Below are 18,333 nucleotides of genomic sequence, written 5' to 3' on the forward strand. Positions count from 1 at the left end.
GTCAGCTCGGTCCGGCCTTGTAACCGACACCACGGACGGTCACCACGATCTCCGGGCGCTCGGGGTCCCTCTCGACCTTCGAGCGCAGCCGCTGGACGTGCACGTTCACCAGACGGGTGTCGGCCGCGTGGCGGTAGCCCCAGACCTGCTCCAGGAGCACCTCACGCGTGAACACCTGCCACGGCTTGCGGGCCAGCGCGACCAGCAGGTCGAACTCCAGCGGGGTCAGCGCTATCGACTGCCCCTCCCGCTTCACGGAGTGCCCCGCCACGTCGATGACCAGGTCACCGATGGTGAGCTGCTCCGGCGCGGGCTCCTCGGACCTCCGCAGCCGCGCCCTGATGCGGGCCACGAGCTCCTTCGGCTTGAAGGGCTTCACGATGTAGTCGTCGGCGCCGGACTCAAGGCCGACCACGACGTCCACGGTGTCACTCTTCGCCGTGAGCATGACGATCGGCACCCCGGACTCCGCCCTGATCAGGCGGCACACCTCGATGCCATCACGGCCCGGCAACATCAAATCCAGCAGTACAAGATCCGGCTTTGCCTCCCTGAAAGCGGCCAGCGCCTTGTCGCCATCAGCTACGAACGACGGCTCAAAACCTTCACCACGCAGCACAATCCCGAGCATCTCGGCCAGTGCGGTGTCGTCGTCGACGACAAGGACTCGTCCCTTCATGCCTGACATCATCCCATTAGCTAATCGTTACCTGGCGTGACCTGGCACACAGCTCGCCAAGGCCCCCAGCTGTCACGGGCGACACGACGCCTTCCTCGGTGACGATCGCCGTCACCAACTCCGGTGGTGTCACATCGAACGCGGGGTTGTACGCCTGGGTCCCCAGAGGTGCCACCGCGATCCCGCCTCCCGTTTCCAGCCCGGCCATCGGCACATAGGGTGCCGTGACCTCCGTCACTTCATGACTCGCCCGCTGCTCCACCTCGATGGAAGCGCCGTCCGGGGTATCCGGGTCCACGGTCGTGACCGGCGCCACCACGATGAACGGAACGTGGTGGTAGCGGGCAAGCACGGCGAGCGGATAGCTCCCCACCTTGTTGGCCACCGAACCGTCCGCCGCGATGCGGTCGGCGCCGATCAGTACGGCATCCACCTCGCCCGCCGCGAACAGCGACCCCGCCGCGTTGTCCGTAAGCAAGGTGTACGCCATTCCGGCCCGCGCCGCCTCATACGCGGTCAGCCTCGAACCCTGCAGCAAGGGGCGCGTCTCGTCCACCCACAGCCTGCGCAGGTGCCCCTTCCGGTGCGCGGCAAGGGCCACCGCGAACGCCGTGCCCTCACCGCCGGAGACCAGCGCCCCCGTATTGCAGTGGGTGAGGATCCGGTGACCGCCACCGGGCAGCATCTCGTCGAGCAGCGCCAGACCGTGCACCGCCATCCTCGCGCTGGCCTCGGCGTCCTCGCGGTGCAGCGCCCGCGCGGCCTCGAGGGCCGCGGCGCCCGCAAGCTCCTGATCGGCTCCGCCCGCGAGCGCCGAGCGGTATGCCGTCAGGGCCCTGCGTACGCCGTGCTCGAGGTTCACCGCGGTGGGCCGGGCCCCCGCGAGCGCGCCCGCCGCCTCGGCCACGTCGAAGCCGCGTACGGCGGCCAGCGCGACGCCGTAGGCACCCGCGATGCCGAGCAGCGGCGCCCCGCGCACCGCCAGCGTGCGGATCGCCTGCACCAGGGCAGGCGCGTCCGTGCACACCAGCTCGGTCTCCTCGCCGGGCAGCCTGGTCTGGTCGAGGAGGACCAGTACGGGGCCCTCGGGCGGCTCGGCCCAGCGGATCACGGGGATCGCCTGGCTCGCCCGGGGCGCCGCCTTGTCTGCGTTCGCTGAGTTCGTCGGGGTCTCGGTCGGCCGTGTGTCCTCGCCTGATTGCGCGTACTGATCAGCCATCCGCCCAGTCTGCCCCGTACCTGTCGGACAATTGAAGGTGTGCAGCCCATACGCTGCCCGGTCACCGCACGGGTGTGCCGTGGCACGATGGCTGGCAACCTGCCGCCGCGACCGCGGACGGGCACCGTGAAGGAGCGACGATGAACGACACTCCGGGCTGGGCTTCGCCCGGATCTGCCCCCTCCGACCCCTCCGACGACGGACAGGACTCCGGCAAGCACCAACCGGCCGAGCCCGCGGACCAGCCCGACGGTCCGGCCTCGAAGTGGTCCAAGGAGCAGCCGCCGCCCGCCCAGTGGTCCGCCCCCAGCCCGCCGGCCGCCGGCCAGACCCCGCCTCCTCCACCGCCGCCGCCCGGCGGCGGCTGGGGCGGCGGACGCCCCGGCGGCCCCGGCCCCGGCGGTCCGGGCGGCTACCCCGGCTGGGGCGCCTGGCAGGGCCCGCCGCCCGCCGCCAAGCCCGGCGTGATCCCCCTGCGGCCCCTCGGCGTCGGCGAGATCCTGGACGGCGCGGTCTCCACGATGCGTACGTACTGGCGCACGGTGCTCGGCATCTCCCTCGCCGTGGCCGTGTTCACGGAGATCGTCGTCATCCTGCTGCAGGGGCTCGTCCTCAACGACAGCGCCTCCACGGAGGCCCTGGACGACCCGAGCGCGACCGTCGGCGAACTGACCCGCGCCCTGGGCGACACCCTGCTGAGCTCCGGCGTGATCCTGCTGATCACCCTGCTCGGCACGATCATCGCCACCGCCCTGCTCACGATGGTCACCAGCCGCGCGGTGCTCGGTAAGCCGGTCACCACGGCCGAGGCCTGGCAGGACGCCAAGCCGCAGCTGCCGAGGCTGATCGGCCTGACACTGCTGCTCCCGCTCATCGGCATGGCGGTCGTCGCCGCGGGTTCCCTGCCCGGCGTACTGATCGCGGTGGCGGGGTCGTCCGACGCGGGCATCAGCCTCGCCGTCCTCGGCGGATTCGCCGCCCTGATCGTCGCGATCTGGCTCCTCGTCCGCTTCTCGCTCGCCTCACCCGCCTTGATGCTGGAGAAGCAGGGCGTGAAGAAGTCGATGACCCGCTCGGTGAAGCTTGTCCGCGGCTCCTGGTGGCGCGTCTTCGGCATCCAGCTGCTCGCCGCGATCATCGCCAACGTAGTGGCGTCGATCATCGTCATCCCCTTCGCCCTCATCGCGGGCGCAGTGAGCGGCGACGGCGTCACCGGCTTCCTCGACAGCGGCACCGGCGATCTCGGCTGGACCTTCCTGATCGTCAGCGGCGTCGGCTCGGTCATCGGCTCGATGCTCACGTTCCCGATCACCGCGGGCGTCACGGTCCTCCTCTACGTCGACCAGCGCATCCGCCGAGAGGCCCTCGACCTCGAACTGGCGCGCGCGGCTGGCCTCCAGGGCGACACCGGCTCCAACGCCCCCGGCACCCCCGGGAGCTGATGCGGTGACGGGGGCAGTGCTGCACGGACTGACGGCGGTCGTCCTCCGCACGGGCGACGACGACCCGCCGGTGACGATCCCGCGCGCCCCCGCGCGGGAGGCGGCCGAACGCGAACTGTCCGACCCCGCCTACCAGGAGAACGCCCCCAGCCTCCTGCAACGCGCCCTGAACCGCTTCTGGGAGTGGGTCGACGACCTGTTCACCGCCGCCTCGGGGGCAACCCCGGGCGGCGGCCTCGGCCTCTTCGTCATCATCATCGCCGTACTGGCCCTCATAGCGGCCCTGTGGTGGCGCCTCGGCACCCCACACCGCGCCCCTTCCTCGTCCCCCGCCCTCTTCGACGACCGCCCGCGCACCGCGGCGGAACACCGCGCCGCCGCCGAGGCACACGCCGCCCAGGGCCACTGGAACCAAGCGGTCCAGGAGCGCATGCGGGCCATGGTCCGCTCCCTTGAGGAACGCGCCCTCCTGGACCCCCGCCCCGGCCGCACAGCGGACGAAGCAGCAGCGGAGGCCTCACAAACCCTCCCGACCCACGCCACGGAACTCCAAGCGGCAGCCCAGTCGTTCGACGCCGTCACCTACGGCGCGCGCACAGCCACAGAGCCGACGTACAACCGCCTGACCACCCTGGACAAGGCCCTCACCCAAACGCGCCCCACCCTGACCAACACCCCCCAGGGACCCCCCAATTGACGGCCCCCCAGGACCCCGGCAACCACAACCCCTCCCCCGCGACCGACGGCGCCAAAGACACCCGCGGGAGCTCGAACCGGAGCAAGAGCGCAAACGGCACCAGCATCGGAGCCACCGCAACCACGGCACCCGGCGCCACACCGACGCCCGCCACGCCCACCGCGCCGACACCCACTGCCGCAACAGCGCCCGAGCCCGCCCCCGGGACCGCCGCACCCACCTCCTCCACCCCCACCCCCCGCCAACTCTGGACCAAAACCCGCGGCATCCTCCTCGCCCTGGTCGTCCTCCTGGCAGCCGCCATCGCCATCGCGGCCGTCCGCTCCGGCGCCCAGCACGGGCGCCTCGACCCGCGCTCCGCCGACCCGTACGGCAGCCGCGCCGTCGCCGAACTCCTCGCCGACCGCGGCGTATCCACCCGTGTGGTCACCACCTCCGAAGAGGCCAGAGCCGCGGCAGGCGAGGACACCACGCTCCTGGTGGCCTCCCCCGACCGGCTCACCGAGCGCCAGCAGTCGCGCCTCCGCGCGGCCACCGAGGACTCCCGAGGCCGCACGGTGCTCCTCGCCCCCGGCACCCCCTCGGTCAGCACTCTCGCGCCGGGGGTCACCGTGGACGCCACCCCCAGCCTCGACTCGACACTCTCCCCCCGCTGCTCCCTGCCCGCCGCCGAGCGCGCAGGCTCCGCCGACGTGGGCGGCCGCCGCTACGACACCCTCGCCCCGGACGCCGAAGCCTGCTACCTCAGCGACGGCCTCCCCAGCCTGCTCCAGCTCCCGGCCGCCGAGGGGCCCGGCGACACCGTCGTACTCGGCGCCCCCGACATCCTCTTCAACGACCGCCTCGACGAGCAGGGCAACGCCTCACTGGCCCTGCAACTCCTCGGCTCCCGCCCCCACTTGGTCTGGTACCTCCCCTCACTCGACGACGCGTCGACCGGCGACACCGCCGACCGCGACTTCTTCGACCTCATCCCCGACGGCTGGCTCTGGGGCACCCTGCAACTCACCATCGCCGCCGCACTCGCCGCCCTCTGGCGCGCCCGTCGCCTCGGCCCGCTGGTCCCCGAACGCCTCCCCGTCGCCATCCGCGCCTCCGAAACCGTCGAAGGCCGAGCCCGCCTCTACCGCAAGGCGAACGCCCGCGACCGCGCAGCCACCGCCCTCCGCTCGGCCACCCGCACCCGCATCGCCCCCCTCCTCGGTGTCTCCCCCGCCCAGGCGCACACGCCCGAGACCCTGCTGCCCGCCCTGTCCACCAGGCTCCGCACCCCCGGCCAGGACCTGCACCCCCTCCTCTTCGGCCCACCCCCCGCCAACGACGCAGCCCTCATCACCCTCGCCGACCAACTCGACGCCCTCGAAAGAGAGGTACGTACTTCATGATGGACCCGACCACTGACAACGCCGGGAGCTCCGGCAGCGCCCGCTCCTCCCTGGAGTCCCTGCGCACCGAGATCTCCAAGGCCGTGGTCGGCCAGGACCCCGCGGTGACGGGCCTCGTAGTGGCCCTTCTCTGCCGCGGCCACGTCCTCCTCGAAGGCGTCCCCGGAGTGGCGAAGACCCTGCTCGTCCGCGCCCTCGCCGCATCCCTCGAACTCGACACCAAGCGCGTCCAGTTCACCCCGGACCTGATGCCGAGCGACGTCACCGGCTCCCTCATCTACGACGCCCGCACCACCGAGTTCTCCTTCCAGCCGGGCCCGGTCTTCACCAACCTCCTCCTGGCCGACGAGATCAACCGCACCCCTCCCAAGACCCAGTCCTCCCTCCTCGAAGCGATGGAGGAACGCCAGGTCACGGTCGACGGCACCCCGCGCCCGCTCCCCGAGCCCTTCCTCGTCGCGGCCACCCAGAACCCGATCGAGTACGAAGGCACGTACCCCCTCCCCGAAGCCCAGCTGGACCGTTTCCTCCTCAAGCTCACCGTCCCCCTCCCCTCCCGCCAGGACGAGATCAACGTCCTCACCCGCCACGCGGAAGGCTTCAACCCCCGCGACCTCGCCGCCGCCGGCATCCGCCCCGTGGCAGGCCCGGCCGACCTGGAAGCGGCCCGCGCGGCGGTCGCCAAGACGACCGTCTCCCCCGAGATCACCGCCTACGTGGTGGACATCTGCCGCGCCACCCGCGAATCCCCGTCCCTCACCCTGGGCGCCTCCCCCCGAGGCGCGACCGCGCTCCTGTCGACGGCCCGCGCCTGGGCCTGGCTGACGGGCCGCGACTACGTCATCCCCGACGACGTGAAGGCCCTCGCCCTCCCCACCCTCCGCCACCGCGTCCAACTCCGCCCGGAGGCCGAGATGGAGGGCGTGACAGCCGACTCCGTGATCAACGCGATCCTCGCCCACGTCCCGGTCCCCCGCTGATGGCCCTCACCGGCCGCACAGCGCTCCTGGCGGCCCTCGGCAGCCTCCCGGTGGGCATCTGGGACCCCAGCTGGACAGGCATCCTCGCCGTCAACACCCCGCTGGCCCTGGCCTGCGCCTGCGACTTCGCCCTGGCCGCCCCCGTACGCCGCCTCGGCCTGACCCGCGCAGGCGACACCTCCGTACGGCTCGGAGAATCCGCCGACATCGAGCTGACCGTCACCAACCCCTCCGGCCGGCCCCTGCGCGCCCAACTCCGCGACGCCTGGCCCCCCAGCAGCTGGCACCCCGGCACCGAAGTCGAAGCTTCCCGCCACCAACTGACGGTCCCACCGGGCGAGCGCCGCCGCCTCACCACCCGCCTGCGCCCCACCCGCCGAGGCGACCACCAGTCGGACCGCGTCACGATCCGCTCGTACGGCCCCCTCGGCCTCCTGACCCGCCAGGGCAGCCACAAGGTCCCGTGGACACTCCGGGTCCTGCCACCCTTCACCAGCCGGAAGCACCTCCCGTCCAAACTGGCCCGCCTCCGCGAACTTGACGGACGCACCAGCGTGCTGACCCGCGGCCAGGGCACGGAGTTCGACAGCCTCCGCGACTACGTCCCCGGCGACGACACCCGCTCAATCGACTGGCGCGCCACAGCCCGCCAGTCCACCGTCGCCATCCGGACCTGGCGCCCCGAACGCGACCGCCACATCCTGCTGGTCCTCGACACCGGCCGCACCTCGGCCGGCCGAGTCGGCGACGCCCCACGCCTCGATGCCTCGATGGACGCGGCCCTGCTCCTCGCAGCCCTGGCCTCCCGAGCGGGCGACCGAGTGGACCTGCTCGCGTACGACCGCCGTGTACGCGCCCTGGTCCAGGGCAAGGCGGCAGGCGATGTACTCCCCTCAGTCGTCAACGCCCTGGCCACGCTCGAACCGGAACTGGTCGAAACGGATGCCAGAGGCCTGACCTCAACAGCTCTCCGCACCGCGACCCGCAGCTCACTGATAGTGCTGCTGACCAGCCTGGACGCAGCCCCCATCGAGGAGGGCCTGCTCCCCGTGCTCTCCCGCCTCACCCAACGCCACACAGTCCTCCTGGCATCAGTGGCCGACCCTCACATAGAGCAGATGTCCAAGGCCCGCGGAACAACAGAAGCCGTGTACGACGCAGCGGCCGCCGCCCAGGCCCACACGGAACGCCACCGCACAGCAGAAAAACTCATCCGCCATGGCGTCACAGTGGTAGACGCGACCCCTTCCGACCTGGCCCCCGCCTTGGCAGACGCGTACCTGTCCCTGAAGGCAGCCGGCCGCCTCTGAAATAGGAAAAGGCCCTTGAAGGGCCTCTAAATACGGTGAACGCAGAAAACCCCCGCACCCAGAGGGTGCGGGGGTTTCCCGTTAATGATAGTTCGGCGGCGTCCTACTCTCCCACAGGGTCCCCCCTGCAGTACCATCGGCGCTGTGAGGCTTAGCTTCCGGGTTCGGAATGTAACCGGGCGTTTCCCTCACGCTATGACCACCGAAACACTATGAAACTGTCAACCGCACCGTAGTCGTGGCCCGACATACGGGGTTGTTCGTGGTTTCAGAACCAACACAGTGGACGCGAGCAACTGAGGACAAGCCCTCGGCCTATTAGTACCAGTCACCTCCACCCGTTACCGGGCTTCCAGATCTGGCCTATCAACCCAGTCGTCTACTGGGAGCCTTAACCCCTCAAAGGGGGTGGGAATACTCATCTCGAAGCAGGCTTCCCGCTTAGATGCTTTCAGCGGTTATCCTTTCCGAACGTAGCCAACCAGCCATGCCCTTGGCAGGACAACTGGCACACCAGAGGTTCGTCCGTCCCGGTCCTCTCGTACTAGGGACAGCCCTTCTCAATATTCCTACGCGCACAGCGGATAGGGACCGAACTGTCTCACGACGTTCTAAACCCAGCTCGCGTACCGCTTTAATGGGCGAACAGCCCAACCCTTGGGACCGACTCCAGCCCCAGGATGCGACGAGCCGACATCGAGGTGCCAAACCATCCCGTCGATATGGACTCTTGGGGAAGATCAGCCTGTTATCCCCGGGGTACCTTTTATCCGTTGAGCGACGGCGCTTCCACAAGCCACCGCCGGATCACTAGTCCCGACTTTCGTCCCTGCTCGACCCGTCGGTCTCACAGTCAAGCTCCCTTGTGCACTTACACTCAACACCTGATTACCAACCAGGCTGAGGGAACCTTTGGGCGCCTCCGTTACTCTTTGGGAGGCAACCGCCCCAGTTAAACTACCCATCAGACACTGTCCCTGATCCGGATCACGGACCCAGGTTAGACATCCAGCACGACCAGAGTGGTATTTCAACGTTGACTCCACGAACACTGGCGTGCCCGCTTCAAAGTCTCCCACCTATCCTACACAAGCCGAACCGAACACCAATATCAAACTGTAGTAAAGGTCCCGGGGTCTTTCCGTCCTGCTGCGCGAAACGAGCATCTTTACTCGTAGTGCAATTTCACCGGGCCTATGGTTGAGACAGTCGAGAAGTCGTTACGCCATTCGTGCAGGTCGGAACTTACCCGACAAGGAATTTCGCTACCTTAGGATGGTTATAGTTACCACCGCCGTTTACTGGCGCTTAAGTTCTCAGCTTCGCACGCCCGAAAGCGCACTAACCGGTCCCCTTAACGTTCCAGCACCGGGCAGGCGTCAGTCCGTATACATCGCCTTACGGCTTCGCACGGACCTGTGTTTTTAGTAAACAGTCGCTTCTCGCTGGTCTCTGCGGCCACCCCCAGCTCACGGAGTAAATCCGATCACCGGTGATGGCCCCCCTTCTCCCGAAGTTACGGGGGCATTTTGCCGAGTTCCTTAACCATAGTTCACCCGAACGCCTCGGTATTCTCTACCTGACCACCTGAGTCGGTTTAGGGTACGGGCCGCCATGAAACTCGCTAGAGGCTTTTCTCGACAGCATAGGATCATCCACTTCACCACAATCGGCTCGGCATCAGGTCTCACCCACATGTCATCCGGATTTACCTAGATGACGGGCTACACCCTTACCCCGGGACAACCACCGCCCGGGCTGGACTACCTTCCTGCGTCACCCCATCACTCACCTACTACCATCTTGGGTCGGCGGCTCCACCACTTCCCTTTGCCCGAAGGCTCCAGGACGGCTTCACGGCCTTAGCATCAATGGGCTCGATGTTTGACGCTTCACAGCGGGTACCGGAATATCAACCGGTTATCCATCGACTACGCCTGTCGGCCTCGCCTTAGGTCCCGACTTACCCTGGGCAGATCAGCTTGACCCAGGAACCCTTAGTCAATCGGCGCACACGTTTCTCACGTATGTATCGCTACTCATGCCTGCATTCTCACTCGTGAACCGTCCACCACTCGCTTCCGCGGCAGCTTCACCCGGCACACGACGCTCCCCTACCCATCCCAGCAGGCGTTGGCCCTATATGCTGGAATGACACGACTTCGGCGGTACGCTTGAGCCCCGCTACATTGTCGGCGCGGAATCACTTGACCAGTGAGCTATTACGCACTCTTTCAAGGGTGGCTGCTTCTAAGCCAACCTCCTGGTTGTCTCTGCGACTCCACATCCTTTCCCACTTAGCGTACGCTTAGGGGCCTTAGTCGATGCTCTGGGCTGTTTCCCTCTCGACCATGGAGCTTATCCCCCACAGTCTCACTGCCGTGCTCTCACTTACCGGCATTCGGAGTTTGGCTAAGGTCAGTAACCCGGTAGGGCCCATCGCCTATCCAGTGCTCTACCTCCGGCAAGAAACACACGACGCTGCACCTAAATGCATTTCGGGGAGAACCAGCTATCACGGAGTTTGATTGGCCTTTCACCCCTAACCACAGGTCATCCCCCAGGTTTTCAACCCTGGTGGGTTCGGTCCTCCACGACCTCTTACAGCCGCTTCAACCTGCCCATGGCTAGATCACTCCGCTTCGGGTCTTGAGCGCGCTACTGAATCGCCCTATTCGGACTCGCTTTCGCTACGGCTTCCCCACACGGGTTAACCTCGCAACGCACCGCAAACTCGCAGGCTCATTCTTCAAAAGGCACGCAGTCACGACTGTATGTGCAAGCACATACAGCGACGCTCCCACGGCTTGTAGGCACACGGTTTCAGGTACTATTTCACTCCGCTCCCGCGGTACTTTTCACCATTCCCTCACGGTACTATCCGCTATCGGTCACCAGGGAATATTTAGGCTTAACGGGTGGTCCCGCCAGATTCACACGGGATTTCTCGGGCCCCGTGCTACTTGGGTGTCTCTCAAACGAGCCGTTGATGTTTCGACTACGGGGGTCTTACCCTCTACGCCGGACCTTTCGCATGTCCTTCGCCTACATCAACGGTTTCTGACTCGTCTCACAGCCGGCAGACTGTGAAAGAGAGATCCCACAACCCCGCACACGCAACCCCTGCCGGGTCTCACACGTATACGGTTTGGCCTCATCCGGTTTCGCTCGCCACTACTCCCGGAATCACGGTTGTTTTCTCTTCCTGCGGGTACTGAGATGTTTCACTTCCCCGCGTTCCCTCCACACTGCCTATGTGTTCAGCAGCGGGTGACAGCCCATGACGACTGCCGGGTTTCCCCATTCGGAAACCCCCGGATCAAAGCCTGGTTGACGACTCCCCGGGGACTATCGTGGCCTCCCACGTCCTTCATCGGTTCCTGGTGCCAAGGCATCCACCGTGCGCCCTTAAAAACTTGGCCACAGATGCTCGCGTCCACTGTGCAGTTCTCAAACAACGACCAACCACCCGCCACCCCACTGGAAACCAGTGAGTACACCGGGGTCGGCATTGAGGTCGGGAACAAGTCCGTACCCTCAGATACCCAACAGCGTGCCCGGCCCAGTCATCCCACCCATTCCGCGTTCCACGCCCCGAAGGACAGTACTTGCGGCCCGAGAAGGCCAACTGTGCCGAATAGTCAACGTTCCACCCATGAGCAACCAGCATCAGACGTTCGCTGATGAACTGGCCTCTGACCAACCGGAGTTGGTAAGAAGTGCTCCTTAGAAAGGAGGTGATCCAGCCGCACCTTCCGGTACGGCTACCTTGTTACGACTTCGTCCCAATCGCCAGTCCCACCTTCGACAGCTCCCTCCCACAAGGGGTTGGGCCACCGGCTTCGGGTGTTACCGACTTTCGTGACGTGACGGGCGGTGTGTACAAGGCCCGGGAACGTATTCACCGCAGCAATGCTGATCTGCGATTACTAGCAACTCCGACTTCATGGGGTCGAGTTGCAGACCCCAATCCGAACTGAGACAGGCTTTTTGAGATTCGCTCCGCCTCGCGGCTTCGCAGCTCATTGTACCTGCCATTGTAGCACGTGTGCAGCCCAAGACATAAGGGGCATGATGACTTGACGTCGTCCCCACCTTCCTCCGAGTTGACCCCGGCAGTCTCCTGTGAGTCCCCATCACCCCGAAGGGCATGCTGGCAACACAGAACAAGGGTTGCGCTCGTTGCGGGACTTAACCCAACATCTCACGACACGAGCTGACGACAGCCATGCACCACCTGTCACCCGACCACAAGGGGGGCCGTATCTCTACGGCTTTCCGGGCGATGTCAAGCCTTGGTAAGGTTCTTCGCGTTGCGTCGAATTAAGCCACATGCTCCGCTGCTTGTGCGGGCCCCCGTCAATTCCTTTGAGTTTTAGCCTTGCGGCCGTACTCCCCAGGCGGGGAACTTAATGCGTTAGCTGCGGCACCGACGACGTGGAATGTCGCCAACACCTAGTTCCCACCGTTTACGGCGTGGACTACCAGGGTATCTAATCCTGTTCGCTCCCCACGCTTTCGCTCCTCAGCGTCAGTAATGGCCCAGAGATCCGCCTTCGCCACCGGTGTTCCTCCTGATATCTGCGCATTTCACCGCTACACCAGGAATTCCGATCTCCCCTACCACACTCTAGCCTGCCCGTATCGACTGCAGACCCGGGGTTAAGCCCCGGGCTTTCACAACCGACGTGACAAGCCGCCTACGAGCTCTTTACGCCCAATAATTCCGGACAACGCTTGCGCCCTACGTATTACCGCGGCTGCTGGCACGTAGTTAGCCGGCGCTTCTTCTGCAGGTACCGTCACTTTCGCTTCTTCCCTGCTGAAAGAGGTTTACAACCCGAAGGCCGTCATCCCTCACGCGGCGTCGCTGCATCAGGCTTTCGCCCATTGTGCAATATTCCCCACTGCTGCCTCCCGTAGGAGTCTGGGCCGTGTCTCAGTCCCAGTGTGGCCGGTCGCCCTCTCAGGCCGGCTACCCGTCGTCGCCTTGGTGAGCTTCTACCTCACCAACTAGCTGATAGGCCGCGGGCTCATCCTGCACCGCCGGAGCTTTCAACCCCCTCCCATGCGAGAGGGGATATCATCCGGTATTAGACCCCGTTTCCAGGGCTTGTCCCAGAGTGCAGGGCAGATTGCCCACGTGTTACTCACCCGTTCGCCACTAATCCACCCCGAAGGGCTTCATCGTTCGACTTGCATGTGTTAAGCACGCCGCCAGCGTTCGTCCTGAGCCAGGATCAAACTCTCCGTGAATGTTTTCCCGTAATCGGGATCGCATCCGCGTTGAGCGGAACCAGGAAGAGGAATAATCTTCCGGTTCACAGCGTCCTCGCTGATGTTCTTCAAAGGAACCTCGTCCCGACCATGACGGCCGGAGACGGGGTATCAACATATCTGGCGTTGACTTTTGGCACGCTGTTGAGTTCTCAAGGAACGGACGCTTCCTTTGTACTCACCCTCTCGGGCTTTCCTCCGGGCGCTTCCCTTCGGTGTTTCTTTTTATTCTTCGTTCTTGCGTTTCCGACTCTATCAGACTCTTTCGTGTCCGATTTCCTCGGTGCCTTTCCGGTTCCCGCTCCGGCCTTTCGGCTTTCGCGTTTCCCTTTCCGGCGGCTCCGACTTTATCAGAAGTTTTCGGCTGGTCTTACCGGCCTAGAGGTTCCGATTTATCGGGTGCGGCTTCTTGGCTTATGAGATTCAAGAAGCAGGCAGATGTTAACTGTCGCCGCTGGACTTGTCCAGCTCTAGGCAACTGTTCGAATCTACCTCCCCAGTCCTTCCGTGTCAACGGTTTTTCTGGGGCGTCGAGGACACTAGCAGGTCAGCAGGGGCGTACGCACATCACGCTGCGGTGGGAACCGTGGCGCTGCGTTCCGCGGGGTCGACGTCGCCTGTGGCTCCGGCTCGTGCCGCTCTGCCGCCCAGGACGTAGACGTACACGAGGAAGGCCAGTTCAGCGGCGATTCCGATGCCGATGCGGGCCCAGGTCGGCAGGCCGGAGGGGGTGACGAAGCCTTCGATGGCGCCGGAGATGAACAGGACCAGGGCCAGGCCTACCGCCATGCCGAGGGCGGCTCTGCCTTCTTCGGCGAGGGCGGTGCGGCGTGAGCGTGGGCCGGGGTCGATGACGGTCCAGCCGAGCCGCAGGCCTGTGCCTGCGGCTACGAAGACCGCGGTGAGTTCCAGGAGGCCGTGTGGGAGGACCAGGCCGAGGAAGGTGTCGAGGCGGCCTGCGTCGGACATCAGGCCGATGCCTACGCCCAGGTTCAGCATGTTCTGGAAGAGGATCCAGATGACGGGGAAGCAGAGGAAGGCGCCCAGGACCAGGCACATGGCCGCTGCCTGGGCGTTGTTCGTCCAGACCTGGGCGGCGAACGATGCTGCTGGGTGGCTGGAGTAGTACGTCTCGTACTCGCCGCCTGGGCGGGTGAGCTCGCGCAGTTCGCTGGGGGCCGCGATGGAGGACTGGACCTCGGGGTGCGTGGCGATCCACCAGCCGATGATGGCCGCGAGGACCGTCGAGAGGAGGGCGGTTGGGACCCACCAGTGGCGTGAGCGGTAGACCGCTGCTGGGAAACCGTGGCTCAGGAAGTGTGTGGCGTCGCGCCAGGAAGCTCGGCGGGTGCCTGTCACGGCACTACGCGCGCGTGCCACGAGGTGGGTGAGGCGGCCGGTGAGCTGCGGGTCCGGGGCGCTGGACTGGATGAGCGAGAGGTGGGTGGCAGTGCGTTGGTAGAGCGCGACGAGTTCGTCGGCCTCGGCTCCGTCGAGGCGGCGCTGGCGGCGCAGCAGGGCGTCGAGTCGGTCCCACTCTGCTCGGTGGGCGGACACGAAGACGTCGAGGTCCATCAGGTGGCTGCTCCTCGTACTGCGGCGCGATGCTGCCTCAGCTTGGCAGACTGGCCGTTCCGAGGGCAGGGCAGGGAAGGGCGGCTGGCGTGAGTGAGCTTGTGACGGGCGAGGCGGTGGCGCTCGAGCTGCGCCCGGCGAAGCTGCCGAGTCGTGGGCTCGCCGTACTGATCGACTTGGTGGTGGCCTGGGCGGTCTACCTGGGGGTGACCGTGGCGATCGTGGCCTCTACGTCTTCGTTGGACGACGCGGCGGTTGCGGCGGTCGCCGTCGCCAGCTTTGTGCTGGTCCTGGTCGGTGGGCCGATCGCGGTGGAGACGCTCAGCCATGGGCGGTCGCTGGGCAAGATGGCGTGCGGGCTGCGGGTGGTGCGGGACGACGGGGGGCCGATTCGTTTCCGGCACGCGTTGGTGCGGGGTGCCGTGGGGGTCGTCGAGATTCTGCTGACGTTCGGGGTCGTCGCGTGCATTGCTTCGCTGGTGTCGGCTCGGGGGCGGAGGCTCGGGGATGTGTTCGCGGGGACGCTTGTCGTGCGGGAACGGGTGCCCGCCGCGCATACGGCTTTCATTCCTCCGCCGCCGCCTTGGCTGGCGGGGCGGTTCTCCGGGCTCGATCTTTCCGGGGTGCCTGACGGGCTGTGGCTCGCGATCAGGCAGTACCTGACGCGGATGGGGCAGTTGGATCCGCAGGTGGGCTGGACGATGGCGGAGCGGCTTGCCGGGGATCTCGCGGAACGTACGGGGGCTCCGGCTCCGGAGGGGGTTCCGCCGGCGGCGTACCTGGCCGCGGTCGTGCAGGAGCGGCAGGCGCGGGACGCTCGGCGGGCGTTCGGTAGTGGGAGTGGCGGTGGTGGGAGTGGCGGTGGCGGTTCGGTTCCTGTCGCCGGGGCTGCGTACGCGGCGCCGCCTCCCCCAGCCCCCGTGCGGGAGCCGCGTGATGTGCCGTCGGCCGTGCGGCGGGACGATGCGGAAGCCGCGTCTCCCGGCACCGGGTTCGTGCCGCCCGCGTAGGGCTGGGGTCCCGCTCAGGCGAACGTCGAGGGTGGGGATTCGAGGTTCTCGAGCTCCATGCCGGGGGCGGAGAGTACGACGTCGCCGGCGATGTGGATGGTGTGCTGCTCGCCGGTGTCCAGGGCTGTGACCTGGTATTCGTCCACGATCAGCGGGCCGTTGTCAGTGGCGTGTGCTTCGCTTTTCAGCAGGGCCCAAGACTGGTCGAGAGTACGGGGGGCGAGGACCGGGTCGGTGAAGGCGACGAGGCGGACGCGGGTCGCGGGGGAAGCGGGAGCAAGGCGGAGGAGGCGTGTGGTCGCGACGAGGAAAGCGGGGGATGTGCCGGTGAAGGCGTGGGCGGGAGCGTTGTCTTCGGTGGCGTGGGTGCCGGTGGGGTCGGTGCGAACCCACGTGACGCCTTTGATCGCCGCGGCGCGGATCTGCCAGTCCCCCGCGTGGAGTTCGAGGCGGATGGGGCGGCCGAGTTCGTCGAGGGCGAGGTCGACGGAGCCGGTGGGCTCGCCTGAGGGCGCGGTCCGCTGCGAGACGTAGCGCCAGCCGGAGGGTCCGGGGGCGCAGTGGAAGTGCTCTTCACCGAGGGGGGTGTGGTCGTGCGGATCGTGAAGCGAATAGTGGCCGCGGGGCATGGGGCTCGGTCCTTGTAGGGGGCGGATTCTCGTCCGGGGGCCGGGGCAGGCTGCCGGTCGTAGGTGGGCCGGGGCCCGCTGTAGGGAGGGGCTGCTCGGTCCGTCCCGGAGCCCAAGGTAGGCCAGCCGTGATGCTGTGACGCTTCGGGGCCGGGGTCCTACGGGTGCGAGCCTGCTGCGTCCCGGCCAAGCCAGCGGCGCCGGGTGGGGAGCCGGGGCCGGGTCCGGCCGACCGAGCTCGGGCCCCCGGAGCCCCCGGCAAGGCGAGACTTCGGCGCGCGCCCTCGGACCAGAGCCCGCGGCCGCGCATGTGGCGCCTCGGGCCCCGGAACCCACGGGCGCGAGCCTGCGCAGACTGCGCCGCTCGCTGCCGGATCAGCAGTGCCCGGCGGGTAGCTGGGGCCAGTTCCGCCAGCCCGTCCCTGCGGCAAAGCGAGGCCGTTGGTGCCGGGCAGAGCCTCGCCGCGCCCCCAGCAAAGCGAGGCCGTTGGTGCAGAGCAGAGCCGTACGCACGGGCGCAGGCCCCCGCCCGGGTGGGCGAGGGCCTGCGGTGAGCGTGGGCCGGGCGGTGAAGTGGCTGCGGCCCGGGTGGCTCAGTAGCGGTAGTGGTCGGGCTTGTACGGGCCCTCTACCTCTACGCCGATGTACGAGGCCTGCTCCGGGCGCAGCGTGGTGAGCTTGACGCCGAGCGCGTCCAGGTGGAGCCGGGCGACCTTCTCGTCCAGGTGCTTCGGGAGGACGTAGACGTCGGTGGGGTACTCCTCCTGCTTGGTGAACAGCTCGATCTGGGCCAGCGTCTGGTCCGCGAAGGAGTTGGACATCACGAAGGAGGGGTGGCCGGTCGCGTTGCCCAGGTTCAGCAGGCGGCCCTCGGACAGGACGATCAGGACCTTGCCGTCGGGGAACGTCCAGGTGTGGACCTGCGGCTTGACCTCGTCCTTGACGATCCCGGGGATCTTCGCCAGACCGGCCATGTCGATCTCGTTGTCGAAGTGACCGATGTTCCCCACGATCGCCTGGTGCTTCATCTTGGCCATGTCCGAGGCCATGATGATGTCCTTGTTGCCGGTCGTCGTCACGAAGATGTCGACCTGGTCTACGACGTCGTCGAGCGTCGCGACCTGGTAGCCGTCCATCGCCGCCTGAAGGGCGCAGATCGGGTCGACCTCGGTGATGATCACCCGCGCGCCCTGGCCGCGCAGGGACTCGGCGCAGCCCTTGCCGACGTCGCCGTAGCCGCAGACGAGGGCGGTCTTGCCGCCGATCAGGACGTCCGTGGCACGGTTGATGCCGTCGATCAGCGAGTGGCGGCAGCCGTACTTGTTGTCGAACTTCGACTTCGTCACCGCGTCGTTCACGTTGATCGCCGGGAACAGCAGCGTGCCGTCGCGGTGCATCTCGTACAGACGGTGGACACCCGTCGTGGTCTCCTCCGTCACACCACGGATCTCAGAAGCGAGCTGGGTCCACTTCTGCGAGCCCTCGGTGATGGTGCGGTTGAGGACCTGCAGGACGACGCGGTGCTCGTCCGACTCGGCGGTGTCCTCGGACGGGACCTTGCCGGCCTTCTCGTACTCGACGCCCTTGTGGACGAGCATGGTGGCGTCGCCGCCGTCGTCCAGGATCATGTTCGGGCCGCCGGTGGGGGTGTTCGGCCAGGTCAGCGCCTGCTCCGTGCACCACCAGTACTCCTCCAGGGTCTCGCCCTTCCAGGCGAAGACCGGGATGCCCTGGGGGTTGTCAGGGGTGCCGTTCGGGCCGACGGCGATGGCCGCGGCCGCGTGGTCCTGGGTCGAGAAGATGTTGCAGGAGACCCAGCGGACCTCGGCGCCCAGGGCGACCAGGGTCTCGATGAGGACGGCGGTCTGCACGGTCATGTGCAGCGAGCCCATGATGCGGGCGCCGGCCAGCGGCTGGGAGGCGGCGAATTCCTTGCGGATCGACATCAGGCCGGGCATCTCGTGCTCGGCGAGGGTGATCTCCTTGCGGCCGAACTCGGCCAGGGAGAGATCGGCGACCTTGAAGTCCTTGCCGTTGATGAGAGTCGACATTGGTGAGCTGCTCCTCGTGGGGTTGATCGAGGGTGGGTGGACATGGCTGACCTGCGACAACGGCACAGAAGAGCGCCGG

The 18,333-nt window shown here is 66.8% G+C and carries 11 protein-coding genes and 3 rRNA genes; 6 read left to right on the top strand and 8 right to left on the bottom strand.

Annotation, left to right across the window (positions count from 1 at the left end):
- Position 1: 1 nt before the first annotated feature.
- Both mtrA and mtnA read right to left on the bottom strand, forming a co-directional pair.
- Positions 2-691 (bottom strand): two-component system response regulator MtrA, encoded by a 690-nt coding sequence (mtrA, locus tag E5671_RS20255; protein WP_202121190.1) that lies wholly within the window; start codon positions 689-691, stop codon positions 2-4.
- Positions 692-695: 4 nt separating this feature from the next.
- Positions 696-1,898, bottom strand: a complete 1,203-nt coding sequence (gene mtnA / locus E5671_RS20260; RefSeq protein ID WP_160505377.1) for an S-methyl-5-thioribose-1-phosphate isomerase — start codon at positions 1,896-1,898, stop codon at positions 696-698.
- Positions 1,899-2,038: 140 nt separating this feature from the next.
- Between mtnA and E5671_RS20265 the strand changes: the two genes are divergently transcribed.
- From E5671_RS20265 to E5671_RS20285, 5 genes are all read left to right on the top strand, one after another.
- Positions 2,039-3,340, top strand: a complete 1,302-nt coding sequence (locus E5671_RS20265) for a proline-rich domain-containing protein (RefSeq protein ID WP_160505378.1) — start codon at positions 2,039-2,041, stop codon at positions 3,338-3,340.
- Between the two features lie 4 nt (positions 3,341-3,344).
- Positions 3,345-4,037: a DUF4129 domain-containing protein gene (locus tag E5671_RS20270; protein WP_160505379.1), complete on the top strand. Its 693-nt coding sequence runs from the start codon at positions 3,345-3,347 to the stop codon at positions 4,035-4,037.
- 104 nt (positions 4,038-4,141) lie between these two features.
- A complete protein-coding gene (locus tag E5671_RS20275) occupies positions 4,142-5,422 on the top strand; it encodes a DUF4350 domain-containing protein (protein ID WP_160510302.1) in 1,281 nt (426 codons plus the stop codon).
- On the top strand, positions 5,422-6,402 hold the full coding sequence (locus E5671_RS20280; protein ID WP_202121192.1) for an AAA family ATPase: 981 nt from the start codon (positions 5,422-5,424) through the stop codon (positions 6,400-6,402). The genes E5671_RS20275 and E5671_RS20280 overlap by 1 nt, the downstream gene beginning before the upstream one ends.
- The gene (locus tag E5671_RS20285; RefSeq protein WP_160505381.1) at positions 6,402-7,712 is read left to right on the top strand and encodes a DUF58 domain-containing protein; all 1,311 of its coding nucleotides are present in this window, start codon (positions 6,402-6,404) and stop codon (positions 7,710-7,712) included. The genes E5671_RS20280 and E5671_RS20285 overlap by 1 nt, the downstream gene beginning before the upstream one ends.
- Before the next feature lie 90 nt (positions 7,713-7,802).
- On the opposite strand, the gene rrf is transcribed toward E5671_RS20285, so the two are convergent.
- The 4 genes from rrf to E5671_RS20305 all read right to left on the bottom strand — a co-directional run bounded on the left by rrf (position 7,803) and on the right by E5671_RS20305 (position 14,564).
- Positions 7,803-7,919: ribosomal RNA gene (gene rrf / locus E5671_RS20290) — 5S ribosomal RNA — on the bottom strand.
- 91 nt (positions 7,920-8,010) lie between these two features.
- A 23S ribosomal RNA gene (locus tag E5671_RS20295) occupies positions 8,011-11,134 on the bottom strand.
- 308 nt (positions 11,135-11,442) lie between these two features.
- Positions 11,443-12,968, bottom strand: a 16S ribosomal RNA gene (locus E5671_RS20300).
- The 16S, 23S and 5S rRNA genes sit together here, the layout of an rRNA operon.
- A gap of 588 nt (positions 12,969-13,556) precedes the next feature.
- The gene (locus tag E5671_RS20305) at positions 13,557-14,564 is read right to left on the bottom strand and encodes a stage II sporulation protein M (RefSeq protein WP_160505382.1); all 1,008 of its coding nucleotides are present in this window, start codon (positions 14,562-14,564) and stop codon (positions 13,557-13,559) included.
- Positions 14,565-14,653: 89 nt separating this feature from the next.
- Between E5671_RS20305 and E5671_RS20310 the strand changes: the two genes are divergently transcribed.
- Positions 14,654-15,574: an RDD family protein gene (locus tag E5671_RS20310; protein WP_160505383.1), complete on the top strand. Its 921-nt coding sequence runs from the start codon at positions 14,654-14,656 to the stop codon at positions 15,572-15,574.
- Positions 15,575-15,588: 14 nt separating this feature from the next.
- On the opposite strand, the gene E5671_RS20315 is transcribed toward E5671_RS20310, so the two are convergent.
- Together E5671_RS20315 and ahcY are read right to left on the bottom strand one after the other, a co-directional pair.
- On the bottom strand, positions 15,589-16,203 hold the full coding sequence (locus tag E5671_RS20315; RefSeq protein WP_160505384.1) for a hypothetical protein: 615 nt from the start codon (positions 16,201-16,203) through the stop codon (positions 15,589-15,591).
- Between the two features lie 593 nt (positions 16,204-16,796).
- The gene (gene ahcY / locus E5671_RS20320; RefSeq protein ID WP_160505385.1) at positions 16,797-18,254 is read right to left on the bottom strand and encodes an adenosylhomocysteinase; all 1,458 of its coding nucleotides are present in this window, start codon (positions 18,252-18,254) and stop codon (positions 16,797-16,799) included.
- Positions 18,255-18,333: the final 79 nt, after the last annotated feature.

The organism is Streptomyces sp. BA2 (genome assembly GCF_009769735.1).
Taxonomy (GTDB): Bacteria; Actinomycetota; Actinomycetes; order Streptomycetales; family Streptomycetaceae; genus Streptomyces.